29 protein-coding genes and 1 pseudogene are annotated in these 26,833 nt (G+C 71.9%); 10 read left to right on the top strand and 20 right to left on the bottom strand.

Going from position 1 to position 26,833, the window contains the following annotated elements; genetic code table 11:
• Positions 1-108 precede the first annotated feature (108 nt).
• From DDW44_RS33560 to DDW44_RS17360, 8 genes are all read right to left on the bottom strand, one after another.
• Positions 109-183, bottom strand: a complete 75-nt coding sequence (locus DDW44_RS33560) for a 50S ribosomal protein bL37 (RefSeq protein WP_106430099.1) — start codon at positions 181-183, stop codon at positions 109-111.
• 228 nt (positions 184-411) lie between these two features.
• Positions 412-1,743, bottom strand: a complete 1,332-nt coding sequence (locus DDW44_RS17385) for a dicarboxylate/amino acid:cation symporter (protein ID WP_027731903.1) — start codon at positions 1,741-1,743, stop codon at positions 412-414.
• Between the two features lie 127 nt (positions 1,744-1,870).
• Entirely contained in the window at positions 1,871-2,017 is a 147-nt protein-coding gene (locus DDW44_RS32100; RefSeq protein ID WP_158687449.1) for a hypothetical protein, read from the bottom strand.
• Positions 2,018-2,209: 192 nt separating this feature from the next.
• Entirely contained in the window at positions 2,210-2,500 is a 291-nt protein-coding gene (locus DDW44_RS17380; protein ID WP_017948708.1) for a DUF4229 domain-containing protein, read from the bottom strand.
• A 131-nt stretch (positions 2,501-2,631) separates the two neighbouring features.
• Positions 2,632-3,156, bottom strand: a complete 525-nt coding sequence (locus DDW44_RS17375) for a GNAT family N-acetyltransferase (protein WP_108907011.1) — start codon at positions 3,154-3,156, stop codon at positions 2,632-2,634.
• A 185-nt stretch (positions 3,157-3,341) separates the two neighbouring features.
• Positions 3,342-4,505, bottom strand: a complete 1,164-nt coding sequence (mqnE, locus tag DDW44_RS17370) for an aminofutalosine synthase MqnE (protein ID WP_018889407.1) — start codon at positions 4,503-4,505, stop codon at positions 3,342-3,344.
• Positions 4,506-4,599: 94 nt separating this feature from the next.
• Positions 4,600-5,055: an Lrp/AsnC family transcriptional regulator gene (locus tag DDW44_RS17365; RefSeq protein WP_018889408.1), complete on the bottom strand. Its 456-nt coding sequence runs from the start codon at positions 5,053-5,055 to the stop codon at positions 4,600-4,602.
• A gap of 158 nt (positions 5,056-5,213) precedes the next feature.
• Positions 5,214-5,879: a UbiX family flavin prenyltransferase gene (locus tag DDW44_RS17360; RefSeq protein ID WP_108907010.1), complete on the bottom strand. Its 666-nt coding sequence runs from the start codon at positions 5,877-5,879 to the stop codon at positions 5,214-5,216.
• A 92-nt stretch (positions 5,880-5,971) separates the two neighbouring features.
• On the opposite strand from DDW44_RS17360, the gene DDW44_RS17355 reads away from it, so the two are divergent.
• Positions 5,972-6,562 (top strand): rhomboid family intramembrane serine protease, encoded by a 591-nt coding sequence (locus DDW44_RS17355; protein WP_018889409.1) that lies wholly within the window; start codon positions 5,972-5,974, stop codon positions 6,560-6,562.
• 188 nt (positions 6,563-6,750) lie between these two features.
• Here the strand turns inward: DDW44_RS17355 and DDW44_RS17350 are convergent.
• From DDW44_RS17350 to DDW44_RS17340, 3 genes and pseudogenes are all read right to left on the bottom strand, one after another.
• Positions 6,751-7,361 (bottom strand): annotated as a pseudogene (locus DDW44_RS17350) (Uma2 family endonuclease).
• A gap of 26 nt (positions 7,362-7,387) precedes the next feature.
• Positions 7,388-8,290: a menaquinone biosynthesis prenyltransferase MqnP gene (gene mqnP, locus DDW44_RS17345; protein WP_018889411.1), complete on the bottom strand. Its 903-nt coding sequence runs from the start codon at positions 8,288-8,290 to the stop codon at positions 7,388-7,390.
• Positions 8,287-9,738, bottom strand: coding sequence for a menaquinone biosynthesis decarboxylase (locus DDW44_RS17340; protein WP_026281601.1), 1,452 nt, complete (start codon positions 9,736-9,738; stop codon positions 8,287-8,289). Before DDW44_RS17340 ends, mqnP begins: the two co-directional genes overlap by 4 nt.
• Positions 9,739-9,823: 85 nt before the next feature.
• On the opposite strand from DDW44_RS17340, the gene DDW44_RS17335 reads away from it, so the two are divergent.
• Both DDW44_RS17335 and DDW44_RS17330 read left to right on the top strand, forming a co-directional pair.
• Positions 9,824-10,147 carry a PLD nuclease N-terminal domain-containing protein gene (locus DDW44_RS17335; RefSeq protein WP_026165418.1) on the top strand — a complete coding sequence of 108 codons (324 nt, stop codon included), beginning with the start codon at positions 9,824-9,826 and terminating at the stop codon, positions 10,145-10,147.
• Positions 10,148-10,166: 19 nt separating this feature from the next.
• Positions 10,167-10,658, top strand: coding sequence for a nucleoside deaminase (locus DDW44_RS17330; protein WP_108907009.1), 492 nt, complete (start codon positions 10,167-10,169; stop codon positions 10,656-10,658).
• Between the two features lie 141 nt (positions 10,659-10,799).
• Here the strand turns inward: DDW44_RS17330 and DDW44_RS17325 are convergent, their stop codons facing one another.
• From DDW44_RS17325 to hemL, 8 genes are all read right to left on the bottom strand, one after another.
• Positions 10,800-11,330: an SRPBCC domain-containing protein gene (locus DDW44_RS17325; protein WP_018889415.1), complete on the bottom strand. Its 531-nt coding sequence runs from the start codon at positions 11,328-11,330 to the stop codon at positions 10,800-10,802.
• Between the two features lie 278 nt (positions 11,331-11,608).
• On the bottom strand, positions 11,609-12,688 hold the full coding sequence (ccsB, locus tag DDW44_RS17320) for a c-type cytochrome biogenesis protein CcsB (RefSeq protein WP_108907008.1): 1,080 nt from the start codon (positions 12,686-12,688) through the stop codon (positions 11,609-11,611).
• Positions 12,685-14,520: a cytochrome c biogenesis protein ResB gene (resB, locus tag DDW44_RS17315; protein ID WP_108907007.1), complete on the bottom strand. Its 1,836-nt coding sequence runs from the start codon at positions 14,518-14,520 to the stop codon at positions 12,685-12,687. The genes ccsB and resB overlap by 4 nt, the downstream gene beginning before the upstream one ends.
• A 3-nt stretch (positions 14,521-14,523) precedes the next feature.
• A complete protein-coding gene (locus DDW44_RS17310; RefSeq protein ID WP_108907006.1) occupies positions 14,524-15,264 on the bottom strand; it encodes a cytochrome c biogenesis CcdA family protein in 741 nt (246 codons plus the stop codon).
• A gap of 2 nt (positions 15,265-15,266) precedes the next feature.
• Positions 15,267-15,881, bottom strand: coding sequence for a TlpA family protein disulfide reductase (locus tag DDW44_RS17305; RefSeq protein WP_108907005.1), 615 nt, complete (start codon positions 15,879-15,881; stop codon positions 15,267-15,269).
• Positions 15,882-16,023: 142 nt separating this feature from the next.
• A complete protein-coding gene (locus tag DDW44_RS17300; RefSeq protein WP_108907004.1) occupies positions 16,024-17,274 on the bottom strand; it encodes a polysaccharide deacetylase family protein in 1,251 nt (416 codons plus the stop codon).
• 115 nt (positions 17,275-17,389) lie between these two features.
• Positions 17,390-18,082, bottom strand: coding sequence for a histidine phosphatase family protein (locus DDW44_RS17295; protein WP_108907003.1), 693 nt, complete (start codon positions 18,080-18,082; stop codon positions 17,390-17,392).
• On the bottom strand, positions 18,079-19,395 hold the full coding sequence (gene hemL, locus DDW44_RS17290; RefSeq protein ID WP_108907002.1) for a glutamate-1-semialdehyde 2,1-aminomutase: 1,317 nt from the start codon (positions 19,393-19,395) through the stop codon (positions 18,079-18,081). The genes DDW44_RS17295 and hemL overlap by 4 nt, the downstream gene beginning before the upstream one ends.
• Before the next feature lie 126 nt (positions 19,396-19,521).
• On the opposite strand from hemL, the gene DDW44_RS17285 reads away from it, so the two are divergent.
• The 4 genes from DDW44_RS17285 (at position 19,522) to DDW44_RS17270 (ending at position 23,131) form a co-directional block, all read left to right on the top strand.
• On the top strand, positions 19,522-20,085 hold the full coding sequence (locus tag DDW44_RS17285; RefSeq protein WP_078503500.1) for a hypothetical protein: 564 nt from the start codon (positions 19,522-19,524) through the stop codon (positions 20,083-20,085).
• A 922-nt stretch (positions 20,086-21,007) separates the two neighbouring features.
• Positions 21,008-21,463 carry a hypothetical protein gene (locus tag DDW44_RS17280; protein ID WP_108907001.1) on the top strand — a complete coding sequence of 152 codons (456 nt, stop codon included), beginning with the start codon at positions 21,008-21,010 and terminating at the stop codon, positions 21,461-21,463.
• A 189-nt stretch (positions 21,464-21,652) separates the two neighbouring features.
• Entirely contained in the window at positions 21,653-22,213 is a 561-nt protein-coding gene (locus DDW44_RS17275) for a GNAT family N-acetyltransferase (protein WP_018889422.1), read from the top strand.
• Between the two features lie 183 nt (positions 22,214-22,396).
• Positions 22,397-23,131 (top strand): Mut7-C RNAse domain-containing protein, encoded by a 735-nt coding sequence (locus DDW44_RS17270; protein WP_018889423.1) that lies wholly within the window; start codon positions 22,397-22,399, stop codon positions 23,129-23,131.
• A 61-nt stretch (positions 23,132-23,192) separates the two neighbouring features.
• On the opposite strand, the gene DDW44_RS17265 is transcribed toward DDW44_RS17270, so the two are convergent.
• Positions 23,193-23,768, bottom strand: a complete 576-nt coding sequence (locus DDW44_RS17265; RefSeq protein WP_017948685.1) for a TetR/AcrR family transcriptional regulator — start codon at positions 23,766-23,768, stop codon at positions 23,193-23,195.
• A 160-nt stretch (positions 23,769-23,928) separates the two neighbouring features.
• On the opposite strand from DDW44_RS17265, the gene DDW44_RS17260 reads away from it, so the two are divergent.
• From DDW44_RS17260 to DDW44_RS17250, 3 genes are all read left to right on the top strand, one after another.
• Complete coding sequence (locus DDW44_RS17260) at positions 23,929-25,404, top strand: FAD-dependent monooxygenase (RefSeq protein ID WP_108907000.1); 1,476 nt, start codon at positions 23,929-23,931, stop codon at positions 25,402-25,404.
• Between the two features lie 99 nt (positions 25,405-25,503).
• Positions 25,504-25,839, top strand: a complete 336-nt coding sequence (locus DDW44_RS17255; protein WP_108906999.1) for a YnfA family protein — start codon at positions 25,504-25,506, stop codon at positions 25,837-25,839.
• Between the two features lie 51 nt (positions 25,840-25,890).
• On the top strand, positions 25,891-26,658 hold the full coding sequence (locus DDW44_RS17250) for an SDR family NAD(P)-dependent oxidoreductase (protein ID WP_108906998.1): 768 nt from the start codon (positions 25,891-25,893) through the stop codon (positions 26,656-26,658).
• Positions 26,659-26,833 lie beyond the last annotated feature (175 nt).

Below are 26,833 nucleotides of genomic sequence, written 5' to 3'. Positions count from 1 at the left end.
TACGGCCCATCGGCGGGCGGAAACGCCGAGGACCGGTCCGCGGGTTTCGCGGACCGGTCCTCGGATGGTCTGCGCCGAACCGGCGAAAGCGGTCAGGCGTGGGGGCGGTCAGGCGTTGGGGCGCTTGCCGTGGTTCGCTTTCCGCTTCTTCCTGGCCCGCCGCTTGTTGCCTCGCTTCGACATGGTGCGCATCTCCCGCTTCCGGACGAAAACGATGATCTTGCCAGTCTAGGGCGGGCGCCTGCGCTCCGCACCCACGGCCCGCCGAAGCGGGCCGGTGCGCCGAGCTTCCGGTGCGCCGAAGCTTCCGGTCCGCCTCGTCGGCCGGTCCACGTTGGACCGGCACACGAAGCTGCCCGGCGCGGGGGCGGGGCGGTTCGCGTCGGCGCCGCGGGCCCGCCGGTCGGCAGATCACACGGTGGCGGGGACGGCCTCCTTCTGCTCCGGCTCGGGCGTCCCGCCCTCGTCCACCGGAGACGCCGAGGCCGAGTCGTATGCGTCGCGGTCGAGGATCCGCTCGCGCGCGGCGACGATCACCGGCACGACGGCCTGACCGGCGACGTTCGTCGCGGTCCTCATCATGTCCAGGATCGGGTCGATCGCCATGAGCAGACCCACGCCCTCCAGCGGGAGGCCCAGCGTGGAGAGGGTCAGCGTCAGCATGACCGTCGCTCCGGTGAGACCCGCGGTGGCCGCGGATCCGACGACCGAGACGAAGGCGATCAGCACGTAGTCCTGCACGCCGAGCGGGACGTCGAAGATCTGCGCGATGAAGATGGCGGCGAGAGCCGGGTAGACGGCCGCGCAGCCGTCCATCTTGGTCGTCGCCCCGAACGGCACGGCGAAGGAGGTGTACTCCTTCGGGACGCCCAGGCGTTCGGTGACCTTCTGGGTGACCGGCATGGTGCCGACCGAGGAGCGCGAGACGAAGGCGAGCTGGATGGCCGGCCAGGCGCCCCTGAAGAACTGCAGGGGGTTGACCTTGGCGACGGTCGCCAGCAGCAGCGGGTAGACGCCGAACAGGACCAGCGCGCAGCCGATGTAGACGTCGGCCGTGAAGGTGGCGTACTTGCCGATGAGGTCCCAGCCGTAGTCGGCGATCGCGTAGCCGATGAGGCCGACGGTGCCGATCGGGGCGAGCCGGATGACCCACCACAGCGCCTTCTGGAGCAGCTCCAGCACGGACTCGCTGAAGGCGAGGATCGGCTGGGCGCGGTCACCGAGCTTGAGCGCGGCGGCACCGGCGACAGCGGCCATGAAGACGATCTGAAGAACGTTCAGCTCGGTGAACGGCGTGATGACGTCCGTGGGCACGATGCCGGTGAGGAAGTCGATCCAGGAGCCGGCCTTCTCCGGCTTCGCGCCGTCCTTCGGCGTGAGGCCGGTGCCCGCACCGGGGTTGGTGAGCAGGCCGAGGGTGAGGCCGATCGCCACGGCGATCAGCGAGGTGATCATGAACCACAGCAGTGTGCGGCCGGCCAGCCGTGCGGCGTTGTTGACCTTCCGCAGATTGGTGATCGACACCAGGATCGCGAAGAAGACGAGCGGTGCGACGGCCAGCTTGAGCAACTGGACGAAGATGTCGCCGATCTGCTCCAGGGTCGTGCGGAGCCAGGTGACGTCCTGGCTGCGGGCCAGCCAGCCGAGCAGGACGCCGGCGACCAGACCGGCGACGATCTGGGCCCAGAAGGGGACCTTCGGCATACGGCTGGCGCGGGTGGGCGTCGCGGAGTTCGCGGACACGGGCACACTCCGGTGAGGCGCATCGGGAGTTCGGGGATTCAGGAACTCGAGAAACGGAGGAATCGGGAAGGGGGGATGTGGGTGCGGCGCCCGTTCACTCGGGGGAAGGCCGCCCCGCGATGCCGGGTCAGACCGGGCGGCGACAGAGCGCGGGCAGGCCGGGGGCGCCCCCGGCACCGGCGCGGTGCGGTGCGAGGGGGAGGCACAGGTCGACGTGCAGCCGCGTCACGAGCGGGAGGCTCATGACCGTTCGGGGGCACACTGCTGTCGTCATGAGCCATACGTTAACACTTGAACTTTGAGACCCTCAAAGCCGCGCTTTGGGCCATGATCGCGCCAGCGCGTGTCCGGAAACAGCACCACCCCAGCATGGGAGCGCTTGCTCCCCGCCGGGGCGGCAGGATGGGTGAAGTCGGCTGTGACGAAGCTCACTTCCGCCGGTGCGGCCGGCGGACGCGGTGATGCGCTATTGGACGTCCTCGCGGGTGCGGTTGGCCTCCAGGCGCGTCTTCGCCCGGTCCACCTTGGCGACGATCTGCTCGGACATCGCCTCGCGCTGTCTGCGCAGCAGCACGACGCTCAGCGGCGCCGAGATCAGGACGGACAGCACGAGCACCCACAGCAGGTTGGAGTCACCGAGGCCGCGCGGCAGTACGCGCAGGTACACCAGCCCCCACAGGACGAGGAAGCAGCCGGCGAAGATGCCGAACCGCATGAGGGTGTACCGGAGCGTGGCGCTCGTCTTGCTGTCGGACACGACGGCCCCTTTCCTTCTCTGAGTCGCCCGTCCAGTGAAGCATGTCCCCATTTCGCTCATCGAGGCGGCTCCGGCCCTTCCGGCATCGAGGCGGCTGGGGCCCTTCCGGCCCGGACGGCGCCCGGGGAGGATCACACCAGCGGGAGCAGCATGGTGATGTCGTCGCGGTAGTCGCCGTCGGAGACCTGGATCGCGTCGGGCACCCGCCCGACCTCCTTGTAGCCGCACGAGGCGTAGAACCGCTCCAGCCCCGCGCCGCCGCGGCAGGTGAGCCGTATCGCGGTGATCCCGCTCATCCCGCGGGCGGCGTCGGCGGCGGCGGCGAGCAGCTGCCGGCCGTACCCCTTGCCCTGGTGCCGGGGATGCACCATCACGGTGTAGAGCCAGATCCAGTGGCGCATCAGGCGGTGCGCGTTGAACGTGAGGAACGCCGCCGCGGCGACCTCGCCGTCCGCGTCCCGCCCGACGAGCAGCCGCGCCCGCCCCTCGGCCATCGCCACCAGGTGCCGGACCAGTTCGGGCCGGACGTCCTCCGGGCTCACCGGCGGTACGAACCCCACGGCCCCGTCGGCATTGCTCACATCGGTCCAGAGCCCCAGGATCCCGTCGCGGAGCACGGGGCCGACGGGCGGATCGAGCGAGAATTCCAGAGCCATGACCCGACGATAACAACGCCCCGCCGGGGGCCGGGACGGGCGTCCGGACGGCCCGGACCGGCCCGGCCCGGACGGTCTCGCCAGGCGGCTGGACGGCCCGGTCTCGCCGTCGCGGGCGGTGACCCGGCCCGGCCCGGCCTCGCGGGCGGTGGCCGCGGCGCGACCCGGGCGGGGCGCCGCGTGCGTCAGACCCGCATGGGCTGCGGCGACTCCCGGCGGTCGCCGTCGGGGCCCGGGTACTCGCGGATGACCTCGTAGCGGGTGTTCCGCTCCACCGGCCGGAAGCCCGCGTCGCGGATCAGCTCCAGCAGGTCGTCGCGCGTCAGCTTGTTCGGCGTGCCGTAGTTGTCCGCGTCGTGTGTGATCTTGTACTCGACGACCGAGCCGTCCATGTCGTCCGCACCGTGCTGCAGCGCCAGTTGCGCGGTCTGCACCCCGTGCATCACCCAGAAGACCTTGACGTGCGGGACGTTGTCGAACAGCAGCCGGGACACCGCGAAGGTCTTCAGCGCCTCCGCGCCCGTCGCCATCGTGGTCCGCGCCTGGAGCCTGTTGCGGACCTTGCCGTCCTTCATGTCGACGAAGTCGTGCTGGTAGCGCAGCGGGATGAAGACCTGGAAGCCGCCGGTCTCGTCCTGCAGTTCACGCAGCCGCAGGACGTGGTCCACCCGGTGGCGGGGCTCCTCGATGTGCCCGTACAGCATCGTGCACGGGGTCTTCAGGCCCTTCTCGTGCGCGAGGCGGTGGATCCGGGACCAGTCCTCCCAGTGGGTGCGGTGGTCCACGATGTGCTGGCGGACCTCCCAGTCGAAGATCTCGGCGCCGCCACCGGTCAGCGACTCCAGCCCGGCGTCGATGAGCTCGTCCAGGATCTCCGAGGCGGTCAGCCCGGAGATGGTCTCGAAGTGGTGGATCTCGGTCGCGGTGAAGGCCTTCAGCGAGACGTCCGGCAGCGCCTGCTTCAGTTCGCGCAGCGACCGGGGGTAGTAGCGCCAGGGGAGGTTCGGGTGGAGCCCGTTGACGATGTGCAGCTCGGTGAGGTTCTCGCTCTCCATCGCCTTGGCCAGGCGGACGGCCTCCTCGATGCGCATCGTGTACGCGTCCTTCTCACCCGGCTTGCGCTGGAACGAGCAGTACGCGCACGACGCCGTGCAGACGTTCGTCATGTTGAGGTGGCGGTTGACGTTGAAGTGGACCACGTCGCCGTTCTTGCGCGTACGGACCTCGTGGGCGAGGCCGCCGAGCCAGGCCAGATCGTCCGACTCGTAGAGGGCGATGCCGTCCTCGCGGGTCAGCCGCTCGCCGGCCCGGACCTTCTCCTCCAGCTCGCGCTTGAGCCCCGCGTCCATGCGGCCGCCTCCCAGATGTCCTCGTACTGCGCCTGTCCCAGGGCCTTTTCCCGGGCGTGCCCCCGGATCGCCGGAGGCCCCACCCACGTTACGCCTAGACCTCTTCGGGCAGGTCCCCGACCCGGTTCTCCCACTTCGTGGACAGCACGATGGTGGTACGCGTCCGCGACACGCCCTTCGTCCCCGACAGCCGGCGGATCGTCTTCTCCAGGCCGTCGACGTCGCTGGCACGCACCTTGAGCATGTACGAGTCGTCACCCGCGATGAACCAGCAGTCCTCGATCTCCGCGAGGTCGCGCAGTCGCTGCGCCACGTCCTCGTGGTCGGCGGCGTCGGAGAGGGAGATGCCGATCAGCGCGGTGACGCCGAGACCGAGTGAGGCGGCGTCGACGGTCGCCCGGTAGCCGGTGATGACGCCCGCGGCCTCCAGGCGGTTGATGCGGTCGGTGACGGAGGGACCGGAGAGCCCCACGAGCCGGCCGAGCTCGGCGTACGAGGCCCTGCCGTTCTCGCGCAGGGCCTGGATGAGCTGCCTATCCACGGCGTCCATATGCCTGAGCCTTCCATTATTCATCGCTACCGCAATTTTACGTGTGAAATCCAAGGCGTGCAGGGTGTACACCCCGCACTGCCCCTGCGTATCCGGAACGAACCACGCCACGGACGGCCCGTCCGGCCGGGACCCCCGTCCCCTCGCCCGACGGCCGGCTAGTCGGCCCTGGAGCCCCCCAGCTCTCCCTCCCAGCGGCGGTACAGGCCGTGGGCGACGCCCGCCGCGTCCAGCACCCGCCCCGCCACGAAGTCCACCAGGTCCTGGATGTGCGTCGCCCCCGCGTAGAAGGCGGGGGACGCGGGCAGGACCACCGCGCCCGCCTCGTCGAGCGCCACCAGGTGCCGCAGGGTCTGGCCGTTCAGCGGGGTCTCCCGCACGGCGACCACCAGCCTGCGCCGCTCCTTCAGTGTGACGCTCGCCGCCCGCTGGAGCAGGTCCTTGGACAGCCCGAGCGCCACACCCGCGACACAGGCGGTGGACGCCGGCACGATCAGCATGCCCTTCACCGGGTACGACCCCGAGGACGGTCCGGCGGCCAGGTCCCCGGCCGCCCAGTGGCGCACCGCGCCCACGTCCACCCGGAACGTGCCGGGCTTGCCGTCCGCGCCCCGCTCCAGCCAGGTGCGCAGGTCGTCCTGCCAGTGCCCGTCCCGGAACGCGATCCCCGTCTCGTCGAGCAGGGTGAGCCGCGAGGCCCGCGACACCACCAGGTCCACGCTCTCGCCCGCGTCGAGCAGCCCGCGCAGTACGGCCGCGGCGTAGGGGGTCCCGGACGCCCCGGAGACCCCGACGACCCACGGGGTGCGATTGGCGTCGTTCATGGCAGTGAGCCTATCCGGCCACCCGGTGGCGGAACCGGGGCAGGTTCCCCGGACGTTTCCGGGGAAAGACGCGGAAACCACTGGGGGCCAGGATGTCGACCACCTCGCTCGAGCCGAGCCGGACCGACCGGGCGAAGGCCGCGGGCAAGCTGATGCTGGCCTGGGTGGCGCTGCTGTGGGCGCTGGAGGCGGTCGACCACGTCACGGGCCACAGCCTCGACACGTACGGGATCACCCCGCGTGAGCCCGCCGAGCTGGCGGACGTCGTCCCGGCGTCCTTCCTCCACTTCGGCTTCGGTCATCTGGCGTCGAACACCGTTCCCCTGCTGGTCTTCGGCTTCCTCGCCGCGCTCGGCGGCATCCGCCGCTTCCTGGCCGTGGCCGCACTGATCATCGTCGCCGACGGCGTCGGCGTCTGGCTGATCTCGCCGCCGGGCTCCAACACGGCGGGCGCGTCCGGTCTGGTCTTCGGCCTCTTCGGCTATCTGCTGGTCCGCGGCTTCGTGGACCGCCGGCCGGTGGACATCGGCGTCGGCCTCGCGGTCGGCGCGATATGGGGCAGCTCGATCCTGCTGGGCCTCTCCCCCGCGAACACGGGCGTGAGCTGGCAGGGGCACCTCATCGGCCTGGTGGCGGGCGTGGTGGCGGCGTTCGTGTTCCGCCGCTCGGCAGTCAGGCCGTGATCACGGCCTGACTGCCGGGCAGGCGCCGACGGGCGGGCCCGCTCCCCGGGCCGGGGCCCCGGGCACCGAGGCTGCCCGGTGGGGCGAACGTCGTTTCCCGGGCCCGCAGGGGCACGGGCCGCCTCGATCAGGACCGGGCCGCCTCGGTCAGGGCGCGGGCCGCCTCGGTCAGGACCGGGCCGCCTCGGTCAGGACCGGGCCGCGGGATCCACGGGGAGTTCTGCCGTGTCCAGAGTGACCTTCCCGATGCCCGTCTCCACGACGACCGGCCTGCCGTAAGAAATCGTGTCCCGGCCGAGATAGCCGTCCGGGCCGGGATTCCAGAGCGTCACGCAGTGCGCCTGGTACGGGTCGAGGATCAGGTAGTGGGGATCCCGCGCCGCGCATAGGCCCGGTCCTTGATCTCGTAGTCGTTGCGGACGCTGCCCGGCGAGACCACCTCGACCGCGAGTTCGACGAGGTCGGGCGGGTAGGCGCTGAGGTTCCTCTCGCTCTCGGCCCTCGGGATCACGGCGAGGTCGGGGCAGAACTCGTTCGCTTCGTCGAAGGGGATCGTGACGTCGCTGATGAAGTCCCACTCGTCGGGGAGCTGGGCCTCCAGCGCGTTCCACACCGCCCTGATCGTCTTGGCGTGGTGCGGCTTCACGGGGCCGATCACGAGGGCGGCGCCCTCGACGATCTCCGTCCGGTAGCCCGGAAACATGCCCTCGAGCCGACTGAGCTGCGAGCGCAGCCGGCCGCTCTCCGAGACGGTGACGGTCACGTCGGCGACGTCGGCCGGATCGGCCTCCCTGTCCATGCGCTCGATGGTAGGCCGCACGGTGGCTACGGGGTGAGGCCCCGGACGGCCAGATCGGTCAGCGCGCACACGAACAGGGCAATGCCGATGAAACCGTTGACGGTGAAGAACGCCCGGTTCAGCCGGGACAGGTCGTGCGGCGTCACGATCGAGTGCTCGTAGACGAACGCCACCGCGACGACCGCCAGGCCCAGCCAGAGGAACGCCCCGGCGCCGGTGGCGAGGGCGTACCAGGCGAAGAGAACCAGCGTCACGGCGTGGCAGGCCCGGGCCCCCCACAGCGCGGCCGGGATGCCGAAGCGGGCCGGGACCGACATCACGCCGTGGGCGCGGTCGGCCTGCACGTCCTGGCAGGCGAAGATCAGGTCGAAGCCGCCGATCCACACGCCGACCGCCAGCCCGAGGATCACAGCGTCCCAGGACCAGGCCCCGGTGACCGCGAGCCAGGCGCCGACCGGGCCCATGGCCTGGGCGAGCCCGAGGATCGCGTGCGGGAAGTTGGTGAAGCGCTTCCCGTACGGATAGACCACCATCGGCACGACCGCGACCGGCGCCAGCGCCAGGCACAGCGGGTTGAGCAGGGCTGCGGCGCCGAGGAAGACCACCACGGCGATGCCCGCCCCGGTCCAGGCGGACCGCACCGACACCGCCCCGGTCACCAGCTCGCGGCCGGCCGTCCGCGGATTGCGGGCGTCGATCTCGCGGTCGATGATCCGGTTGCAGGCCATCGCGAAGGTCCGCAGGCCGACCATGGCGACGGTGACGAGCAGCAGCGTCACCCAGTCGATGCCCCCACCGCTCTCGAACATCGCGGTGAGCGCGGCGATGTACGCGAACGGCAGCGCGAACACCGAGTGCTCGATCATCACCAGCCGCAGGAACGCCCTCGTCCGGCCGACGCCCGGCACCGCCGCCGCCGAGGCGCTCACAGGCCGTACTCCTTCCACCGGCGGTCGACCAGCGCCGCCGTGTCCGGGTCCGAGACGACCATCTCCGGCCAGCCCCCGTCCCGGGTGTAGCCCTCCTCGGGCCACTTCCGCGTGGCGTCGATGCCCGCCTTGCCGCCCCAGAACTGCTGGTAGGACGAGTGGTCGAGGTGGTCCACGGGCCCCTCGACGACGGTCAGGTCGCGGGCGTAGTCGGTGTTGCCCAGCGCCCGCCACGACACCTCGTGCAGATCGTGGACGTCGCAGTCGGCGTCCACCACGACGATGAGCTTGGTCAGCGACATCATGTGCGCGCCCCAGATGGCGTGCATCACCTTCTGGGCGTGCTTCGGGTACTTCTTGTCGATCGAGACGATCGCGCAGTTGTGGAAGCCCCCCGACTCGGGCAGGTGGTAGTCCACGATGTCCGGCACGATGATCTTGAGCAGCGGGAGGAAGAAGCGTTCCGTCGCCCGGCCGAGCGGACCGTCCTCCGTCGGGGGACGCCCCACCACGATCGACTGGAGCAGCGGGCGCCTGCGCATCGTCACACAGTCGATCGTCAGCGCCGGGAAGTCCTCCTGCGGCGTGTAGAAGCCGGTGTGGTCGCCGAACGGGCCCTCGGGAAGCATCTTCCCCGGCTCCAGCCAGCCCTCCAGGACCACCTCCGCCTGCGCCGGCACCTGGAGCGGCACGGTCTTGCAGTCGACCATCTCGATCCGCTTGCCCTGGACGAAGCCCGCGAACAGGTACTCGTCGATGTCCCCGGGCAGCGGCGCCGTCGAGGCGTACGTCACCGCGGGCGGGCAGCCGAAGGCGATGGCGACCGGCAGCTTCTCGCCGCGCCGCGCCGCCACCTGGTAGTGGTTGCGGCTGTCCTTGTGGATCTGCCAGTGCATGCCGATGGTGCGCTTGTCGTGGCGCTGGAGGCGGTACAGGCCGAGGTTGCGCACCCCGGTGTCGGGGTCCTTGGTGTGGGTGAGGCCCAGGTTGAAGAAGGAGCCGCCGTCCTCGGGCCAGGTGAACAGCGCGGGCAGCCGGTCCAGGTCGACCTCGTCACCGCGCAGCACCACTTCCTGCACCGGCGCGTCCTTCACCTTCTTCGGCGGCACGTGCGTCATCGCGCCCAGCTTGCCGAACGCCTCGCGCACCCCCACGAAGCCGTGCGGCAGCTCGGGCTTCAGCAGCCCGCCGATCTTCGCGCTGATCTCGTCGTACGCCTTCAGCCCGAGCGCCTTCAGCAGCCGGCGGTCGGTGCCGTACACGTTCATCGCCAGCGGCATGGACGAACCGCGCACGTTCTCGAAGAGCAGCGCGGGGCCGCCCGACTTCTGGACCCGGTCGACGATCTCCCCGACCTCCAGGTACGGGTCGACTTCGGCCTTGATGCGCTTGAGGTCGCCCTCACGCTCCAGTGCCCGGAGCAACGAGCGAAGATCGTCGTAAGCCATGCCGTCCAGTATCTGCCACTCGCTACGCTGGACTCGTCACGGGGGCCGTTCCACGGCCCCGTTCTCCGCACGCAGGGGGCCGCCAATGCTTCGGGTGCTGATGTTCTTGGTGCCGCTGGCGCTCAGCATCTACGCCTTCATCGACTGCATCTCCACGGACGAGAAGGAGATCAGGCACATCCCCAAGCCGCTCTGGGCGATCCTCGTGCTGCTCTTCCCGCTCGTCGGTTCGATCTCCTGGCTGATCGCCGGAAAGGACCGCGGCACGCGGCGTCCGTCACGGCGCGGCGGCTGGGTGGCTCCCGACGACAACCCCGAGTTCCTGAAGTCCCTCGACGAGGACGGCCCCGGGCAGCCCAGGGACCGGGCGAAGGACCCGACGCGCGACGAGGACCCGGGCACGTCCTGAGGACAGGAGGGACCGGGTCATGGACCGGGAGCGGAATCGCGAGCCGAATCGTGAGCTGGACCGGGAGCTGGCACGGCGGTGGCTGTCCACCGCCCTCGACGAGGCGCGCACGGGCCGCGCGGAGGGCGGCATCCCCATCGGCGCCGCGCTGTACGGGGCGGACGGGTCGCTGCTCGGCCGCGGGCACAACCGCCGCGTCCAGGACGGCGACCCCTCGGTGCACGCCGAGACGGACGCGTTCCGTGCGGCGGGGCGTCAGCGGTCGTACCGGGGGACCACGATGGTGACCACCCTCTCCCCCTGCTGGTACTGCGCCGGGCTGGTCAGGCAGTTCGGCATCTCCCGGGTGGTGGTCGGCGAGGCGGAGACGTTCCACGGCGCCCACGGCTGGCTGGCGGCGCACGGCGTGGAGGTCGTGGTCCTGGACGATCCCGCGTGCACGGCACTGATGCGGGAGTTCGTCGACGCCCACCCGGAGCTGTGGCACGAGGACATCGGCGACGACGGCTGACTCGCGGGCGGCGCCGCGCCGTACCGTGCCGGGCCGTGTAGCGCCGTACCGTGCCGGGCCGTGTAGCGCCGTACCGCGCCGCGCAGGGCCGTACCGCGCCGCGCAGGGCCGTACCGTGCCTCGCAGGGCCGCGCCGTTCGGTCAGGTGCGGGCGGCGTACTCCGCGCGGAGCTGCCCGAAACGCTCGGGCGTCCAGGAGGACCAGTCGGCGGGCCGGCCGTCGAGCGCGTCCGACAGGTACTCGAAGTGCTGGTGCCAGCCCGCCAGGTTGTCGAGGCGCCGCTCGTCCGGTCCGGCGAACTCGTTGGTGAACCGCAGCACGGCCGCCAGCGAGTCGGCGGGCGCCGGCTCCATGTGGAAGCGGATACGGCCGTACGTCTCGACGGTGTACTCGGCGACGGCCTCCCGGTCCCAGGCCGTGACCCGCCCGGAGACCACGGCACCCTCGGTGCCTTCCTCCGCGTTCAGCCAACGGAGCGTCACCGCGCCGCCCAACTGGGGTTCCAGCAGGTCCGCCGCGGCCAGCCACTGCGGCAGGCCCTCGGGCGTGGCGACTGCGGCCCAGACCCGCACCACCGGGTGCGGCAGCAGGAGCACGAAGTGCAGGACGTGCACCGGGCCGTCGTCGCCGGCCCGGGTCTCGCCGGTGCCGTACGGGATCGCTTCCGTCATGGCACCAGCGTCGCCCCTGCGGGCCGGGCCCGCTACCGTGTGGCGCCCACTCGGACGCCCGCCGGGGCCTCCCCCGGCCATCGCCGGGACACCCGCCGTGCCCGCCCCACGACTTCTCCGGGACCTCTCCGGACCTCCCCGGGGCCTGCCGGACCCGCCGGGCCTGCCGGGCCTGCCGGGCCTGCCGGGCCTGCCGGGCCTGCCGGGCCTGCCGGGCCTGCCGGCGATCGTCTCCGCCCCGCCCGCCCGTCTCCGGCCCGCCCGGCAGCGGCGGGCGATCAGACCCCCGCGTAGCCGTGGAGGCTGTTCACGAAGAGGTTGACGCCGTAGTAGTTGAAGAGGAAGCAGGCGAACGCGATCAGCGCGATGTACGCGGCCTTGCGGCCCTTCCACCCGGCGGTGGCGCGGGCGTGCAGGTACGCGGCGTACGCCACCCAGGTGATGAAGGACCAGACCTCCTTGGCGTCCCAGCCCCAGTAGCGGCCCCACGCGTCGCCCGCCCAGATCGCCCCGGCGATGATCGTGAACGTCCACAGCGGGAAGACCGCGGCGTTGATGCGGTAGGCGAACTTGTCCAGGGACGCGGCGGACGGCAGCCGCTGCAGCACCGAGCGGGCGAAGGAGCCGGGGTCGACGCCGTCGGCGAGCTTGCTCTCGTAGGAGTCCCGGAACAGGTACAGCAGGGTGGCGACCGCGCCCAGGTAGAAGACCGCGCCGCAGAAGATCGCGGTGGAGACGTGGATCCACAGCCAGTACGAGTCCAGGGCCGGAACGAGCTGGTCGCTCTCGGTGTAGAGCCAGGTGACCGCGATGCCCAGGTCCAGCAGGACCGTGGTGACGAGCGGCAGCCCGATCCAGCGCACGTTCTTCCTGGCGAGGAGGAAAGCGAGGTACGCGCCGACCGCCACCGTGGAGAAGGTGGTGGAGAACTCGTACATGTTGCCCCAGGGGGCGCGCTGCACCGAGACGGCCCGGGCGACGACCCCCGCGGCCTCGATCAGGAAGGCGAGGACGGTCAGCGAGACCGCGATCCGGCCGTACAGGTCGCCCTGCTGGTCGCCGCCGGCCGCGCCGGGGCCGTCGGGGACGTCCCGGGCGCCGGGCGAGGAACGGGTGACGACCCTGGGGCGCTCCAGCACGGTGGTCCCGCCGCCCTTTCGGGCGACCCGGACCTTCGGTGCGGCGGCCCGGCCGTCCGCCGTCAGGGCGGCGGCGGTACGGCCGACCTTGCTGCGGCTGCCGAACGTCCACTCGGCGATGTGCGCGAGGAAGGCCAGGGTGTAGACGGCCATGGCCGAGTAGATCAGCACATTGCTGAACTCGGCGAGGCTCTCGTTGTTGGCGGCGGCGAGATTCACTTCTCAGCCCCTTCGGCAGGAACAGCTTCGGCTGGTTCGGGATCGGGTGCGGTCGGCGCCTCGGCGTTGAGCGATGCGGCGAGGTCGGCCAGCTCCTCGGGGAGCCCGGCCGACTCGCTCCGGCCCAGCCCCGCCATCTCCACGACCGTCACCCCGTCCTCCCCGCGAACGGCGCGCACCCACACCCGGCGGCGCTGGATGAACAGGGAGCCGACGAGTCCGGTGATCGCGGCGACGGCACCGGCGAGGGCGAGCCCGTTGCCCGGCTGCTGGGAGATCTGGAAGCTCGCCCACTCCTTGATCTCCTTCTCGAAGGTGATCGAGCCGGCGCCGCCGGGCAGCTTCATCGTCTCGCCGGGCAGCAGGGTCTGCTTGAAGACCTCGCCCTTGGCGTCCTCGAACGGCTTCATCTTGCGGGTGTCCAGCTGGTACACGTTCTGCGGGACGCCGGAGTCGACGCCGAGGCTGCCCCGGTACGCGCTGAGGTTGAGCGCCGGGAACACCAGGGCCGGGAACTGGGAGAACATCTGGCCGTGACCCTTGCCCGCGTAGGTGGGCACGAAGAAGGCGGGGAAGCCGAGCTGCTCCTTCTCGCCGTCCTTGTTGCGGTAGCCGTCCAGCACCTTGATGACGCCCGTGGAGCTGACGTTGTCGTCGATGGGCAGCAGCGGCACGGCGGCCCGGTGGACCACCTGGCCCTTGCCGTCGCGGACGGTCACGACGGGCGCGTAACCGTGGGCGAGCAGATAGAGCTTGGAGCCGTCGACCTCCAGTGGCTCGTTCACCCGGACGACGGCCTTCCGGTCCTTGCCCTCGGCGCCCTTCGCGTAGGTGACCGCCGCCTCGAAGGTACGGGGCGTGCCCTTCTGCGGGCCACTGGGCTCGTACGTGCCGGTGAACTGGTCCAGGGTGAAGCTGAACGGGACCAGGTCGTCGACGTCGAACAGCGACCCGGACCTGAAGTCGTCGTACTGGGTCAGGGTGTTGGCGAAGCCGTCGCCCTCGACGACCAGCTTGCCGCCCTCGGACTTGAAGAGCTGCCCGACGGCGAAGGCCACCAGCATCACGATCAGGGAGACATGGAAGAGGAGGTTGCCGACCTCGCGCAGATACCCCTTCTCGGAGGCCACCGCGTCCCCGGCGGCACGGGCCCGGAACCGCCGCTTGCGCAGCAGCGCGAGCGCGGCCTCGCGGACCGCCTCGGGCTCGGCCTCGGTGCGCCACGTCGTGTACACGGGCAGCCGGGTGAGCCGCTTGGGCGCGCCCGGCGGGCGGCCGCGCAACTGGCCGATGAACTGCCAGGTCCTCGGGACGATGCAGCCGATCAGCGAGACGAACAGCAGAATGTAGATCGCCGAGAACCACACCGAGCTGTAGACGTCGAAGAGCTGGAGCTTCTCGAAGACCGGCGTCCAGAACTCGTTGTTGTCCTTCCAGGTGCCGACCTTCATCTCGTCCACGCTGTTCTGCGGGATGAGGGAACCGGGGATCGCGCCCAGGGAGAGCAGGAACAGCAGGATGAGCGCCACCCTCATGGAGGTCAGCTGGCGCCAGAACCACCGGATCCAGCCGGCCGTCTCGCGAACTCCCCAGGCGAGCGCGCCGACGGGGCCCGGCGCGCGCGGTCCGCCGAAGGACCCGGGCACGGCCCGCTCCTGGGGGGCGGTGGAGAGCCGGTCCCCCGCGCCGCCGAGGTCACCGGGCTCCTGGCCGGCTCGTTCGGCGCCGGCGGCCTCGGTCGTGGTGCCGGTATCGGTCGCCGTCCCGGGTGTCGTCCCGGTCCCGGTCGTCGTTTCGGTCCCGGTCGTCGTTTCGGTCTCGGTCTCGCTCATGGATCAGATTCCCACCTGGAAGCCACTGGACCAGCTCTGCATCTGCTGCACCAGGACGTCCCACGCACCGGTGAGCAGCAGCGCGCCGGTCGCGATCATCATGCCGCCGCCGATCCTCGTCACCCACGCATAGTGCCGCCTGACCCAGCCGAACGCACCGAGGGCCCTGCGGAAGGCGACGGCCGCGAGCACGAACGGCAGCCCGAGGCCGAGGCAGTACGCGGCGGTCAGCAGGGCACCGCGGCCCGCGCTGCCCTGCTGCGTGGAGAGCACCGTCACCGAGGCGAGGGTCGGGCCGATGCAGGGGGTCCAGCCGATGCCGAACAGCGCGCCGAGGACGGGTGCCCCGACCAGTCCCGTCGCGGGCCGCTTGTGGAAGCGGAACTCGCGCTGGGTGAGGAAGGGCATGAGGCCCATGAAGAAGAGGCCCATGAGGATCATCAGCACGCCGAGGACCGTGGTGAGCACCTCGCGGTGCTCCTGGAGGGTCCAGCCGAAGAACCCGAAGAGGGCCCCTCCGGAGACGAAGACGGCGGAGAAGCCGAGCACGAAGAGAGCGGCCCCGGAGGCCATCCGCCCCTTGCGGGCCTCGGCCAGGTCGGTGCCGGTGACACCGGTCACGTAGGACAGGTAGCCCGGCACCAGCGGCAGTACGCAGGGGGAGAAGAAGGACACCAGACCCGCCAGGACGGCGACGGGGAGCGCGAGCAGCAGCGCGCCGCTCATGACCGTCTCGTTCTGCATCCCTACTGCTCCGCGGCCTTCTCCGCGACCACGGGGTCGATCATGGAGCGGAGCTGCTTGTCGTCCAGCGCCGTCAGGGCCCGGGCCGCGATCTTCCCCTCGCGGTCGATGACGAGCGTGCTCGGGATGGCCTGCGGATTCAGGCTGCCCTTGGGGAACTTCAGGATCAGCTTGCCGATGGGGTCGTGGAAGCTCGGGTAGCCGACCGCGTAGTCCTTCTCGAACGCGAGCGCCGGGCCGGTCTGCGGGTCGCGGGTGTTGATCCCGATGAACTCCACGCCCTTGCTCTTCGTCTCCTCGGCGACCTCGGCCAGATACGGCGCCTCGGCACGGCACGGCGCGCACCACGATCCCCAGAGGTTCAAGACGACGACCTTGCCCTTGTAGTCGGCCAGGTCGAGCGGCTTGCCCGTGAGGTCCTTGCCGGACAGCCGGGGGGCCGTCGTCCGCTTGCCCTCGGCGACGGTGACGATCCCGCTCGTACCGGCGACGAAGTTGGTGTCGCCGCCCCCGCCGGACTTGCCGCCGGCATCGCCGGTGCACGCCGACAGAGTGAGCGCGGCGGCGAGCGCGCCGACGGTGATCAGGGTGCGTCGAGAGGCACGGACAAGGCTCATGTGAAAAGTTTCGCATGTGGGTTCAGGGGATCTTGGCCGCCCCCCTTGCCGCCCGTAACGCCCCTTGTCAAGGGGGGTTAAGGGTGTGCTGCGCAGGACCGGCGCGCCGATTCCGGCGTGCCGGCGCATCCGCGACCGCCGGCTATCCGGCATTCCCGAGATAGGCGTTCCAGCCGCCGTCCGGGGACTGCCCGACCTCGAGGGAACGGAGCTTCGCGAGAATCCCCGGGTCCTGCACGTCGAGCCAGTCGCAGAACTGCCGGAACGACACCAGCCGCACGTCCTTCTTCCCGGCCATCGACTTCAGGGCCTCCTCGACGGCGTCCATGTAGATACCGCCGTTCCACTGCTCGAAGTGGTTGCCGATGAAGAACGGGGCGCGGTTCGACTCGTAGGCCCGCCGGAATCCGCCGAGATAGGCCTCGGTGGCCTGCCTCCGCCAGCCCGGATAGCGGGAGGGCACCCCGTTGGTCGAATTCCGGGACTGATTGGCGAGGATGTTGTAGTCCATCGAGAGCACCTCGAAGGAGTGGCCGGGGAACGGCATGGCCTGCAGCGGCAGGTCCCATACGCCGCCGCGCTTCTCGGGCCACTTCTGCCGGCCGCCCGGCGAGCTGGCGTCGTAGCGCCAGCCCAGTTTCCGCGCCGTCGGCAGGAGACTTTCCTGACCGAGCAGACAGGGGGTGCGGCCGCCGACGAGTTCCCTGCCGTAGTCGAAGGGGAGCGGATCGAGTTCCGTCCAGCCGCTGTTGCTCTTCCACCGTGTGACGAACGACACGGCCTGGTCGATCTCGTTCTCCCACTGGGCGGGCGTCCAGTTGCCGACCGAACCCGATCCGCCGCAGAAGTGCCCGTTGAAGTGGGTGCCTATCTCGTGCCCTTCGAGCCACGCCTGCCGCACGTACTTCAGGGTGTCCTTGATGTGCGCGTCGGTGAGATAGCCGATGTCGGAGGCCCCCACCGGATTGTTCGGCGGACGGTAGAGCGACTTCCTGGACTCGGGCAGCAGGTAGAGCCCGGAGAGGAAGAACGTCATCGCCGCGTCGTGCTCCCTGGCGAGTTCCAGGAACCGCGGGAAGAGGCCGTTGCCGACCTCGCCCGCCCCGTCCCAGGAGAAGATCACGAATTGCGGCGGGGCCTGCCCGGGTTCGAGCGGCTCAGGGGCGTCCGGCTGCCGGGGCTGCTTTCCCGTGTCGGCCGTCGAGCCGTCGCCTATGAGACGCACCGGCTTCTTCGCCGCACCGGCGTTCTTGCCACCGCCCCCGCCCGTCTCACCGCCGCCTCGTCCCGGTTCCCCACCGCCGCCCGAGCCGACGCCGCAGCCCGCGGCGCCGATGGCCGCGGCGGCGCCGAGTCCCGCTCCCAGCAGGCTCCTTCGCGTGATGTCGCGCATGCCGGCCGTCCCCGTTTCCCTGTCGCATTCCCGCACGTACTCGCATGGAGGGAGATGGCGTGCGGAACGCGAAGGTTCCCGGGGTTAGCACGGAATGTGCGGGACGGCGATACGGCTATGCGCCAAACGCCTTGGACTGTCCCTTGGCCGGTTTGGCACCCGCGAGGAGATGCGCCGGTACAAGATCGCGCGCGGGCTCCGCATACCCGACCGAGACGATCCCGTCGCCCTGGAACGTGAAGGTCGTCAGCGACGCGAGGGTGCACTGCCGGCGGCGCGGGTCGTGCCAGAGCCGGCGCTGCTCCACATAGCTGCGCACGATCCAGATCGGCAGCTGGTGGCTGACCAGGACCGCCTCGTGGCCGCGGGCGGCGTCCCGGGCCGAGCCCAGCGCACCCATCATCCGCACCACCTGGTCCACGTACGGCTCGCCCCAGGACGGTCGGAACGGATTGGTCAGATGCCGCCAGTTGCCCGGCCTGCGCAGCGCGCCGTCGCCGACGCCGAAGGTCTTGCCCTCGAAGACGTTCGCCGCCTCGATCAGCCGCTCGTCGGTGTCCAGCGTCAGCCCGTGGGACTTGGCGATCGGCGCCGCCGTCTCCTGCGCCCGCTCCAGCGGCGAGGCCGCCACGTGGGTGACGTCGCGGTCGGCGAGGTACTCGGCGACCCGGTCGGCCATCCGGCGCCCCAGCTCGGAGAGGTGGTAACCGGGGCGGCGCCCGTAGAGGACCCCGTCCGGGTTGTCCACTTCACCGTGCCGGATGAGATGGACGACGGTCCTGTCCGTATTGATTCCCGTACCGGTCATGCCGTGGCCTCCGCGGCGGCACGGGCGGCGGCGGGCAGCGCGGCGGCGATCCGCTCGACGGCCGCGTCGTCGTGGGCGGCCGACACGAACCAGGACTCGAAGGCGGACGGCGGAAGGTAGACCCCTTGGGAGAGCATCGAGTGGAAGAACGCGTTGAAGCGGAAGGCCTCCTGGCGCTTCGCGTCCTCGTAGTCCCGCACCTCGCCGTCGGTGAAGAACACCGAGAACATGTTGCTCGCGGACTGCAGCCGGTGGGCGACGCCCTCCTTGGCCAGCGCGTCCGTGACCAGGCCCCGCACCGCCGCGGCGGCCGCGTCGACCTTGGTGTACGCGGCGTCGTCCAGGAGCCGGAGCTGGGCGAGGCCGGCGGCGGTCGCGACCGGGTTCCCGGAGAGGGTGCCCGCCTGGTAGACCGGCCCGGCCGGGGCGAGGTGCCCCATGACGTCGGCACGGCCGCCGAACGCCGCCGCCGGGAAACCGCCCCCCATGACCTTGCCGAAGGTCATCAGGTCCGGTACCACACCGTCGACGCCGTACCAGCCGGCCTTCGACGTACGGAAACCGGTCATGACCTCGTCGGAGATGTAGAGCGCGCCGTTCTCGGCGCACACGTCCTTGAGCGCCTGGTTGAAACCGGGCAGCGGCGGGACGACACCCATGTTGCCCGGGGACGCCTCCGTGATCACGCAGGCGATCTCGCCCGGGTGCGCCAGGAAGGCGGCGCGGACCGAGTCCGGATCGTTGTACGGCAGCACGATCGTGTCGCCCGCCTGCGCCCCCGTGACGCCCGGGGTGTCCGGCAGCCCGAAGGTCGCCACCCCGGAGCCGGCGGCCGCAAGCAGCGCGTCCACGTGCCCGTGGTAGCAGCCGGCGAACTTGATCACCTTGGCGCGCCCGGTGAACCCGCGCGCCAGCCGGATCGCCGACATGGTCGCCTCGGTGCCCGACGAGACCAGTCTCACCTGCTCGACCGGGAGGACCCTGGCCACGATCTCCTCGGCGAGCGCGACCTCGCCCTCACCGGGCGTACCGAACGAGGTGCCGCGCGCGACGGCCTCCTGCACGGCCGCGGTGACCTCCGGGTGGGCGTGGCCGAGGATCATCGGGCCCCAGGAGCACACGAGGTCCACGTACTGGCGGCCGTCGGCGTCCGTCAGGTACGGGCCGCTGCCGGACACCATGAAGCGGGGGGTACCGCCGACGGCGCGGAAGGCCCGGACGGGAGAGTTCACGCCGCCGGGCGTCACGAGGGACGCGCGGTCGAAAAGCGTCTGCGAAACTGGGGCGTCATAGGGAAAGCTCACGGAATCCATGGTGTCAGAGGCACGGGACGTTCTTGCGGACAGGTGTTTCACCGCACGTCCGTGGGGGAGGTCACTGTCACGATGATCGGGTTGCGCGGCGGGGGCCGTGCGTCCTAAAAGCAGTCGGGTGGAGATATGCATCGCGGTGGCGGACTGGGCGAGGGGACTGACGACCTGGGTCCCGAGCCTGCCCGGCGTGGGAAGCACCGGCGACACGAGGCGGGTGCGCCCGAGCCCGTGGAGAACAGGGGTGGCCGGGGCATGGGGGTGACCTACAAGTACTTCGGCGCGCCGGACGGTGCGACCGCCGCCCGGGTCCCGATCTCGATGCGCCCGGAGGAGCTGGGCGGTGACGAGCTCGGCATGGGCGGCATGTTCACCAAGATCAAACCCGAGACGATAGCCGCGATGGTCCTCACGGGCATTCAGGGCATGCCCCTGAACAAGGTGCCCCCGCTCGAACTCGTGGTCCTCCACCCCGATTACGCCGTGGTGAAACTCCCGATGACGGTCGTCGACCCGCTCCGCGACATCGGCGAGGAGTCGGTGGGCGCGGCGGCGTTCATCTGGTCCACCGTCCCGGACCGCGGCGGACCGCGGGACGCCTTCGACGTCTACCAGTTGCTGCACGAGTGGCAGGATTTCAGCCATCGTCTGCATGAGGCGGGGCACCAGCCGTACTGCCTGGTGTGGCCCTGAGCCGGGGCCGTCGTACGGCCGACGGCGCGGCCGGCGGACAGCGGACGGCGGACGGCCACGCTCGTACCGGGCGTCCGTGCTGGGGATGACGACTCGTCGACCCGGCGCGGTGCCGTAGCCGGCGCGGTGCCTTAGCCGGCGCGGTGCCTTAGCCGACGCGGTTCGCGGTTCGGTCGCCGGGGCTTACCGGACGGGCCGTACCGAGGGCGGCTCGCAGGTCGGGCGGGGGTGTCGGGCCGGGCTGCCGGGCCGGGCTCGCGGGTCCCGCCCGAGTGGTGCCGCGACCGCGCGGTGCCGGAGGTGACGCGACCGGATCGTGGCGCGACGGCGGAGGTCGGGGCGTCGTCCGTGCCCTCGGTGCCCGTCTGGTCCCGGCGGCGTTCCCGCGGCCGCGGGAACGCCCGCGTGCCGCCGCCCTCCGCCGCCCTCCGCTGCGGCTGCGCCCGGCTCGGTGTCCCCGCCGCCCTGACGACTCCGGCCGCCCGGGAGCCGCTCGTGCTCACGGCCGAGTGCTGCTCTCGCCTGCCCTCGGGCCCTCGCCGAGGTCAGGCCCCGCCCGAGGTCTCAGTGGTGCCCCGGCCACGGCCCCGGTCACGGCCACGGCCCGGGCCCGGTTCCCGCGACGGCCCCGCGCCGCACCCCGCCCGACACGGCACCGGACCGGTGCCCGCTCATCCGCCTCACGGGCCGCCAGGGCCGCTCCGGGCGGCGAAGGTCCGGTGAGCATCCTGCGGTGATCCCGCGTTCCCGGCGCCTTCCGGGCGTGCACGCGCGGTTGCCGGACACCCTTGTGAGCGGTGAACCGACTCCAGCCGGACGCCCCGGCTGCCGATGTCCGGACTGCGCCCGCCACGACGCGCCGACGTCCCGTGGCGGGTGCTGACACGGAAGACGAGATTCCCGAGTACCGAGGAGGTCCGGCGTGGGCGACGTCCTGCTGGCGTTGTGCATCCCGCTGACGCTCTGCGCGAGCGGTCTCTACGCGGTGTGCGACAGCTGGTGGCGGCGGAGGCGCGGGGTGGTGCCGCGTCATCTGTATCCGGGCGTGTGCTCGTACGTGTACGCCTACGAGCACCCCCGCGCGCACGCCGGTGCCCGGCTCGCGGAGCGGGAGATGCTCACCGCCGCGGAGGACATCGTCGACGAGGCCTACGCGAGGCTGGCGTGGCTGTACGACGGCACGTGCACCGGGCCGGGCGCCGCGACGGGCGCCAAGACGGGCACCGGGCCGGGCCTCGCGACGGGCACCGGGCCGGGCGCCGGCGCGGGTACCCGCACGGGCGCCGAGGCCGGCCGGGTCGGCGCGGACTCCACCGCGGATCCCGACCCGTCACTGCCGGCGCCCGCGCGCACGGTGACGCGTCCGCCGGAACGCTGACCGCTTCGCCGAACGCGCCGTACCGACGCGCCCGCGGCGCCGTCTGCTCGACGGCCGGGCCGAGTTCCGCGCTCCCGCCCGCGGTGTACGCGGCGACGAGGGCACCGGGTCGAGTCCCCGCGCGCCCGGCGTCGCGGTCGGCTCGGCGCGCTCCGGGCACTGTCGGTGCGGCCGCGTACCGTGCGGGGCATGGACGACACGACACCGGTGGTGCGGATCGAGCCGTGGTCGGAGGGCGACTTCGAGCTGCTCCGGGCCTTGAACGCACCGGAGATGACGGAGCACCTCGGGGGCCCCGAGCCGGAGGGCAAGCTGGCCGAGCGGCACCGGCGCTATGTGGCTCTGAGCACGGACCGGTCCGGGGCGGGGCGGATGTACCGGGTGGTGCAGACGGCCGGCGGGGAGCCGGTGGGTTCGATCGGGTTCTGGCGGAAGAGCTGGCGCGGCGGCGAGGTCTACGAGACGGGGTGGGCCATCCTGCCCGGCTTCCAGGGGCGGGGGGCCGCGACGGCGGCGACGCTGGCCGTCGTCGAGGAGGCCCGTGCGGCGCGCGGGCACCGCCATCTGCACGCGTTCCCGTCCGTCGACAACGTTCCGTCGAACGTGGTGTGCCGCAAGGCGGGCTTCTCGCTGATGGGGCAGTGCGACTTCGAGTACCCGCCGGGTACACCGCTGCGCAGCAACGACTGGCGTCTCGACCTCGGCGGGCCGGAGGCGGGCGGGGACGGTTGGGACCCGGAGCAGCAGTGACCGCTTCCGGAGCTGCGGCCGTCCGTCAGGGCGGTGAGCGTCCGGAGGCTGATGGTCTGGGGGGCCGAGCGTCCGGGTGGGGCTGAGCGTCCCCGTAGGGCGGTCACGCGTCCGCGGCACCCAACGCTCCGAGCCCGGCCGAAACCGCTGGCTGGGGCCGCCCCCCGATGGCATGCTGGCGGCGTGAACGGACCGGAGATCCACATCAGCTTCGCCCCCGAGCTGCGGCTCTTCGTCCCGGCGGAGCGGAGGGCGCAGCGGACCTCGCTCGTCACGGACGGCTCGTCGAGCCTCGGGCACGTGGTGGAGTCGCTCGGGGTCCCGCTCACCGAGGCGGGGCGGCTGCTGGTGGACGGCAGCCGCGTCGAGACCAGCTACGTCCCCTCGGAGGGCGAGCACGTCCGGGTCATGGGCGTCGAGCGCCCGCAGCGGGTGCCCGGCGCCCCCCTCCGGTTCCTCCTGGACGTCCATCTGGGCACCCTGGCCCGGCGGCTGCGGCTGCTGGGCGTCGACGCCGCGTACGAGAGCGAGGACCTCGGCGACTCCGCACTGGCCGCGCTCTCCGCCCGCGAGCGGCGCGTGATGCTGTCCCGGGACCGGGGTCTGCTGCGCCGCCGGGAGCTGTGGGCGGGGGCGTACGTCTACAGCGACCGCCCCGACGACCAGCTCCGTGACGTGCTGCAGCGGTTCGCGCCCGCTCTCGATCCGTGGACCCGCTGCACGGCCTGCAACGGCCGGCTCGCGGACACGGACAAGGCGGCGGTGGAGCACCACCTGGAGCAGGGCACGCAGCGGTCGTACGACGTGTTCGCGCAGTGCACGGCCTGTGAGCGGGTCTACTGGCGCGGTGCCCACCACGCCCGGCTGCAGGCGATCGTCGAGGGGGCGCTGCGCGAGTTCGGCAGCCCGGTGGGCTGAGGGCCGCGCCGTCGCGGACGGCGGACGAGGGGCGTCGCGGACGTGCCGTCCCGCGCCGCTGTCACGGGGCCGCGGCGGTGAGATACCGCTGGACCGTCGGGGCGAGCCAGGCGATCACCTCCTCCCGGGTCATGTCGACGGCGGGCTGGATCCGCAGCACATAGCGGGCGAGAGCCATTCCCAGGATCTGGGAGGCGGCGAGCGCGGCCCGGCGCGGTACCTCTTCCTGCACGGGGCACACCCCGGCGGCGATGGGCAGCAGCTGCCCCCGGAACACCTCCGCCATGCGCTCGGCCCCGGTGTCGTTGGTGACCCCGACCCGGAGCATCGCCGTCAGCGTCTCGTCGTGCTCCCACCGGTCGAGGAAGTGGGAGACGAGCACGGCGCCGATGTGCCGTCCGGGCATCGCCCCCAGCGCGGGAAGCCGCAGGTCGATCTCGGAGGCCGCGGCGAACAGGCCCTCCTTGTTGCCGTAGTACCGCATCACCATCGACGGATCGATCCCCGCGTCCCTGGCGATGGCGCGGATGGTGGCGCGTTCGTACCCGTCCGCGGCGAAGCGCTCCCGGGCGGCTTCGAGGATCGCGGCGCGGGTGGCGTCGGAGCGGCGCGGGGCGGGAGGTGGTTCCGGAGTCACGTCAACAAATGTAGGCCAACGGTCGTTGACACGCCAGCGCACCGGGGTCTAGCGTTGCCTACAAGCGTTGGCAAACGCTCGTTGACTTTCCTGCGCCGCGCCGTTGCCCACCGGAGGACACCGGCTTCCCGGCGCCCGACCACCGACAGGAGGCACCGCCATGACCGAGGAGACCGCAGCCCGGAGCACCACCACCGCCACGGGCGCATCCCCCGCCCCCGCCCCCACCTCCGCCCGGAGCTCCGCGGAGACGGAGGTGACGGTCGTGGGCGCGGGGCCCACCGGGCTCCTGCTCGCGGGCGACCTCGCGGCAGTGGGCGTCCGCGTCACGGTCGTCGAGCGGCGGGCGCCCGAGAGGAGCAATCTGACCCGGGCCTTCGGGGTGCACGCGCGCACACTGGAGCTCCTGGACGCCCGGGACCTGGCGGACCAACTGGTGGCGAAGGGCACGCCCATCACGGGCCTGCGCCTGTTCCGCCGGCTCTCCCTCGACCTGTCCCGACTGGGCTCCCGTTTCCCGTATCTGCTGATAGCCCCGCAGTACGAGGTCGAGCGGCTGCTGGAACGCCGTGCGCGCGCCGCCGGGGCCACCTTCCGGTACGGCACCGAGCTGCGCGGACTGCGCCAGGACGCCGAGTCGGTCACCGCCGAACTCCGCGACGAGCACGGCACCGACGCGACGCTGCACTCGCGCTACCTCGTCGGCACGGACGGCATGCGCAGTGCGGTCCGGCGGTCGCTCGGCCTGCCCTTCCCCGGCGTCTCGGCCATCCGCTCGATCCTGCTCGCGGACGTGCGGCTCTCCGAGGAGCCGGAGAGCCTGCTCGCGGTCAACGGCACCGGCCGGGCCTTCGCCTTCATCGCCCCCTTCGGCGACGGCTGGTACCGGGTGATGGGCTGGAGGCGCGACCGGACCCGGCCCGAGGACCGGCCGGTCGAGCTGGACGAGGTGCGCGAGATCGCCCGCGAGGCGCTCGGTACCGACTACGGCATGCGGGACGCCCGGTGGATCTCCCGCTTCCACAGCGACGAGCGCCAGGTCCCCGAGTACCGCCGGGGCCGGGTCTTCCTCGCCGGAGACGCGGCGCATGTGCACTCCCCCGCCGGCGGCCAGGGCATGAACACCGGTCTTCAGGACGCGGCGAACCTATCCTGGAAGCTCGCCGCCGTGCTGCGGGACCACGCCCCGGACCCGGAAGGACTCCTCGACACCTACCACTCCGAGCGGCACCCGGTCGGCGCCCTGGTGGTACGCAGCAGCGGCGCGATCGTGCGTCTCGCCATGGCGCACACACCGCTCCAGCGCCTCTCCCGCGCCCTGGCGACGAGCTTCCTCAACGCGGTCCGGCCCGCGGCGGACAGGGCGATGGGCATGATCTCGGGCATAGGCGTCTCCTACGAGGCCCCGCGCGGCACCCACCGGCTGACCGGCAGGCGCGCCCCCGACCTCTCCCTCCGGGAGGGCCGGCTCTACGAGCTGCTGCGCGGCGGCGAGTTCGTCCTGGTGGCACCGGACGGCGCCGACACGGCCCCGCCGGCGGCACCCGGACCCGTCGCCAGGGCCCACTGGCGCGACCCGAACCGCACGGCGCTCCTGATCCGCCCGGACGGATACATCGCATGGGCACGGGACTGAGCACGGATCACGGGGTGCGGGCGCGCGGCACGCCACCGACCGGGTGCGGACGCGACCCCCTGTCCCGGTCACCGGGGCCGGTCGTGCCAAGCTGCCCCCATGGTCGTCGCCCGCTCCGTGCTCCTGTTCGCCGTCGCCGCCTTCTGCGAGATCGGCGGCGCCTGGCTGGTCTGGCAGGGAGTGCGGGAGCACCGGGGGTGGATCTGGATCGGCGCGGGCGTTCTCGCCCTGGGGGCATACGGGTTCGTGGCCACGTTCCAGCCGCAGGACGACTTCGGACGGGTCCTTGCGGCCTACGGCGGGGTGTTCGTCGCGGGTTCGATCGCCTGGGGCATGGTCGCCGACGGCTACCGTCCCGACCGCTGGGACGTCCTGGGTGCCCTGGTCTGCCTGGCGGGCATGGCGGTGATCATGTACGCGCCGCGCGGCCGCTGACCCTCTGCCTATCCTGGCGGGTGGTAACGATCAGTTGACCCGGGAGCCGCCATGACCGCCACGCCCATTGCCGTCGTCACCGGAGCGAGCAGCGGAATCGGCGCCGCCACCGCGCGGAGTCTCGCCGCGGCCGGCTACCACGTGGTCCTCACCGCCCGGCGCAAGGAGAGGGTCGAAACCATCGCCGCCGAGCTGACGGAGGCCGGGCACCGGGCCACGGCCCACGCGCTCGACGTCACCGACCGCGCCGCCGTGGACGCCCTCGCGGCTTCCCTCGACGGCTCCGGCCCCGTGCAGGTCCTGGTCAACAATGCGGGCGGGGCCCTCGGCGCCGACCCGGTCGCGACCGGCGACCCGGCGGACTGGCGGCAGATGTTCGAGGTCAACGTCATCGGCACGCTGAATGTCACGCAGGCCCTGCTCCCCGCGCTCACCGCCAGCGGTGACGGCACCGTGGTGGTCCTCTCGTCCACCGCGGGCCACGCCACCTACGAGGGCGGCGCGGGCTATGTCGCCGCGAAGCACGGGGAACACGTCCTCGCCGAGACCCTCCGCCTGGAAATCGTCGGCACCCCGGTCCGCGTGATCGAGATCGCCCCCGGCATGGTGAAGACGGAGGGATTCGCGACCACACGGTTCCGGGGCGACGCCGAGAAGGCCGCCAAGGTCTACGAGGGAGTGGCCCAACCGCTCACCGCCGAGGACGTCGCCGACACCGTGACCTGGGCGGTCACCCGCCCGGCCCACGTCAACATCGATCTGCTGGTCGTCCGCCCCCGGGCCCAGGCGTCGAACACCAAGGTCCACCGGGAGCGCTGAACCGCCCCGTCCGGCGGCAGCCCGCCCGGGCGGCGCTCCGCCCGGCCCGCGACGCCGCCCGCCGCCCGCCGGCCGCCGGCCGCCGGACCAGCCTGACCACCGGTCAGGCCGCCGGTTCCGCGGGCACGGCCTCGTTCCGCGCCGCGCCTTCTCCGGTTCTCCGGTTCTCCGGTTC

Origin of the sequence: Streptomyces tirandamycinicus, from assembly GCF_003097515.1 — a bacterium.
Taxonomy (GTDB): Bacteria; Actinomycetota; Actinomycetes; order Streptomycetales; family Streptomycetaceae; genus Streptomyces; species Streptomyces tirandamycinicus.
Note: the sequence above shows the minus strand (reverse complement) of the source record. Positions and strands in the feature narration are given on the sequence as shown.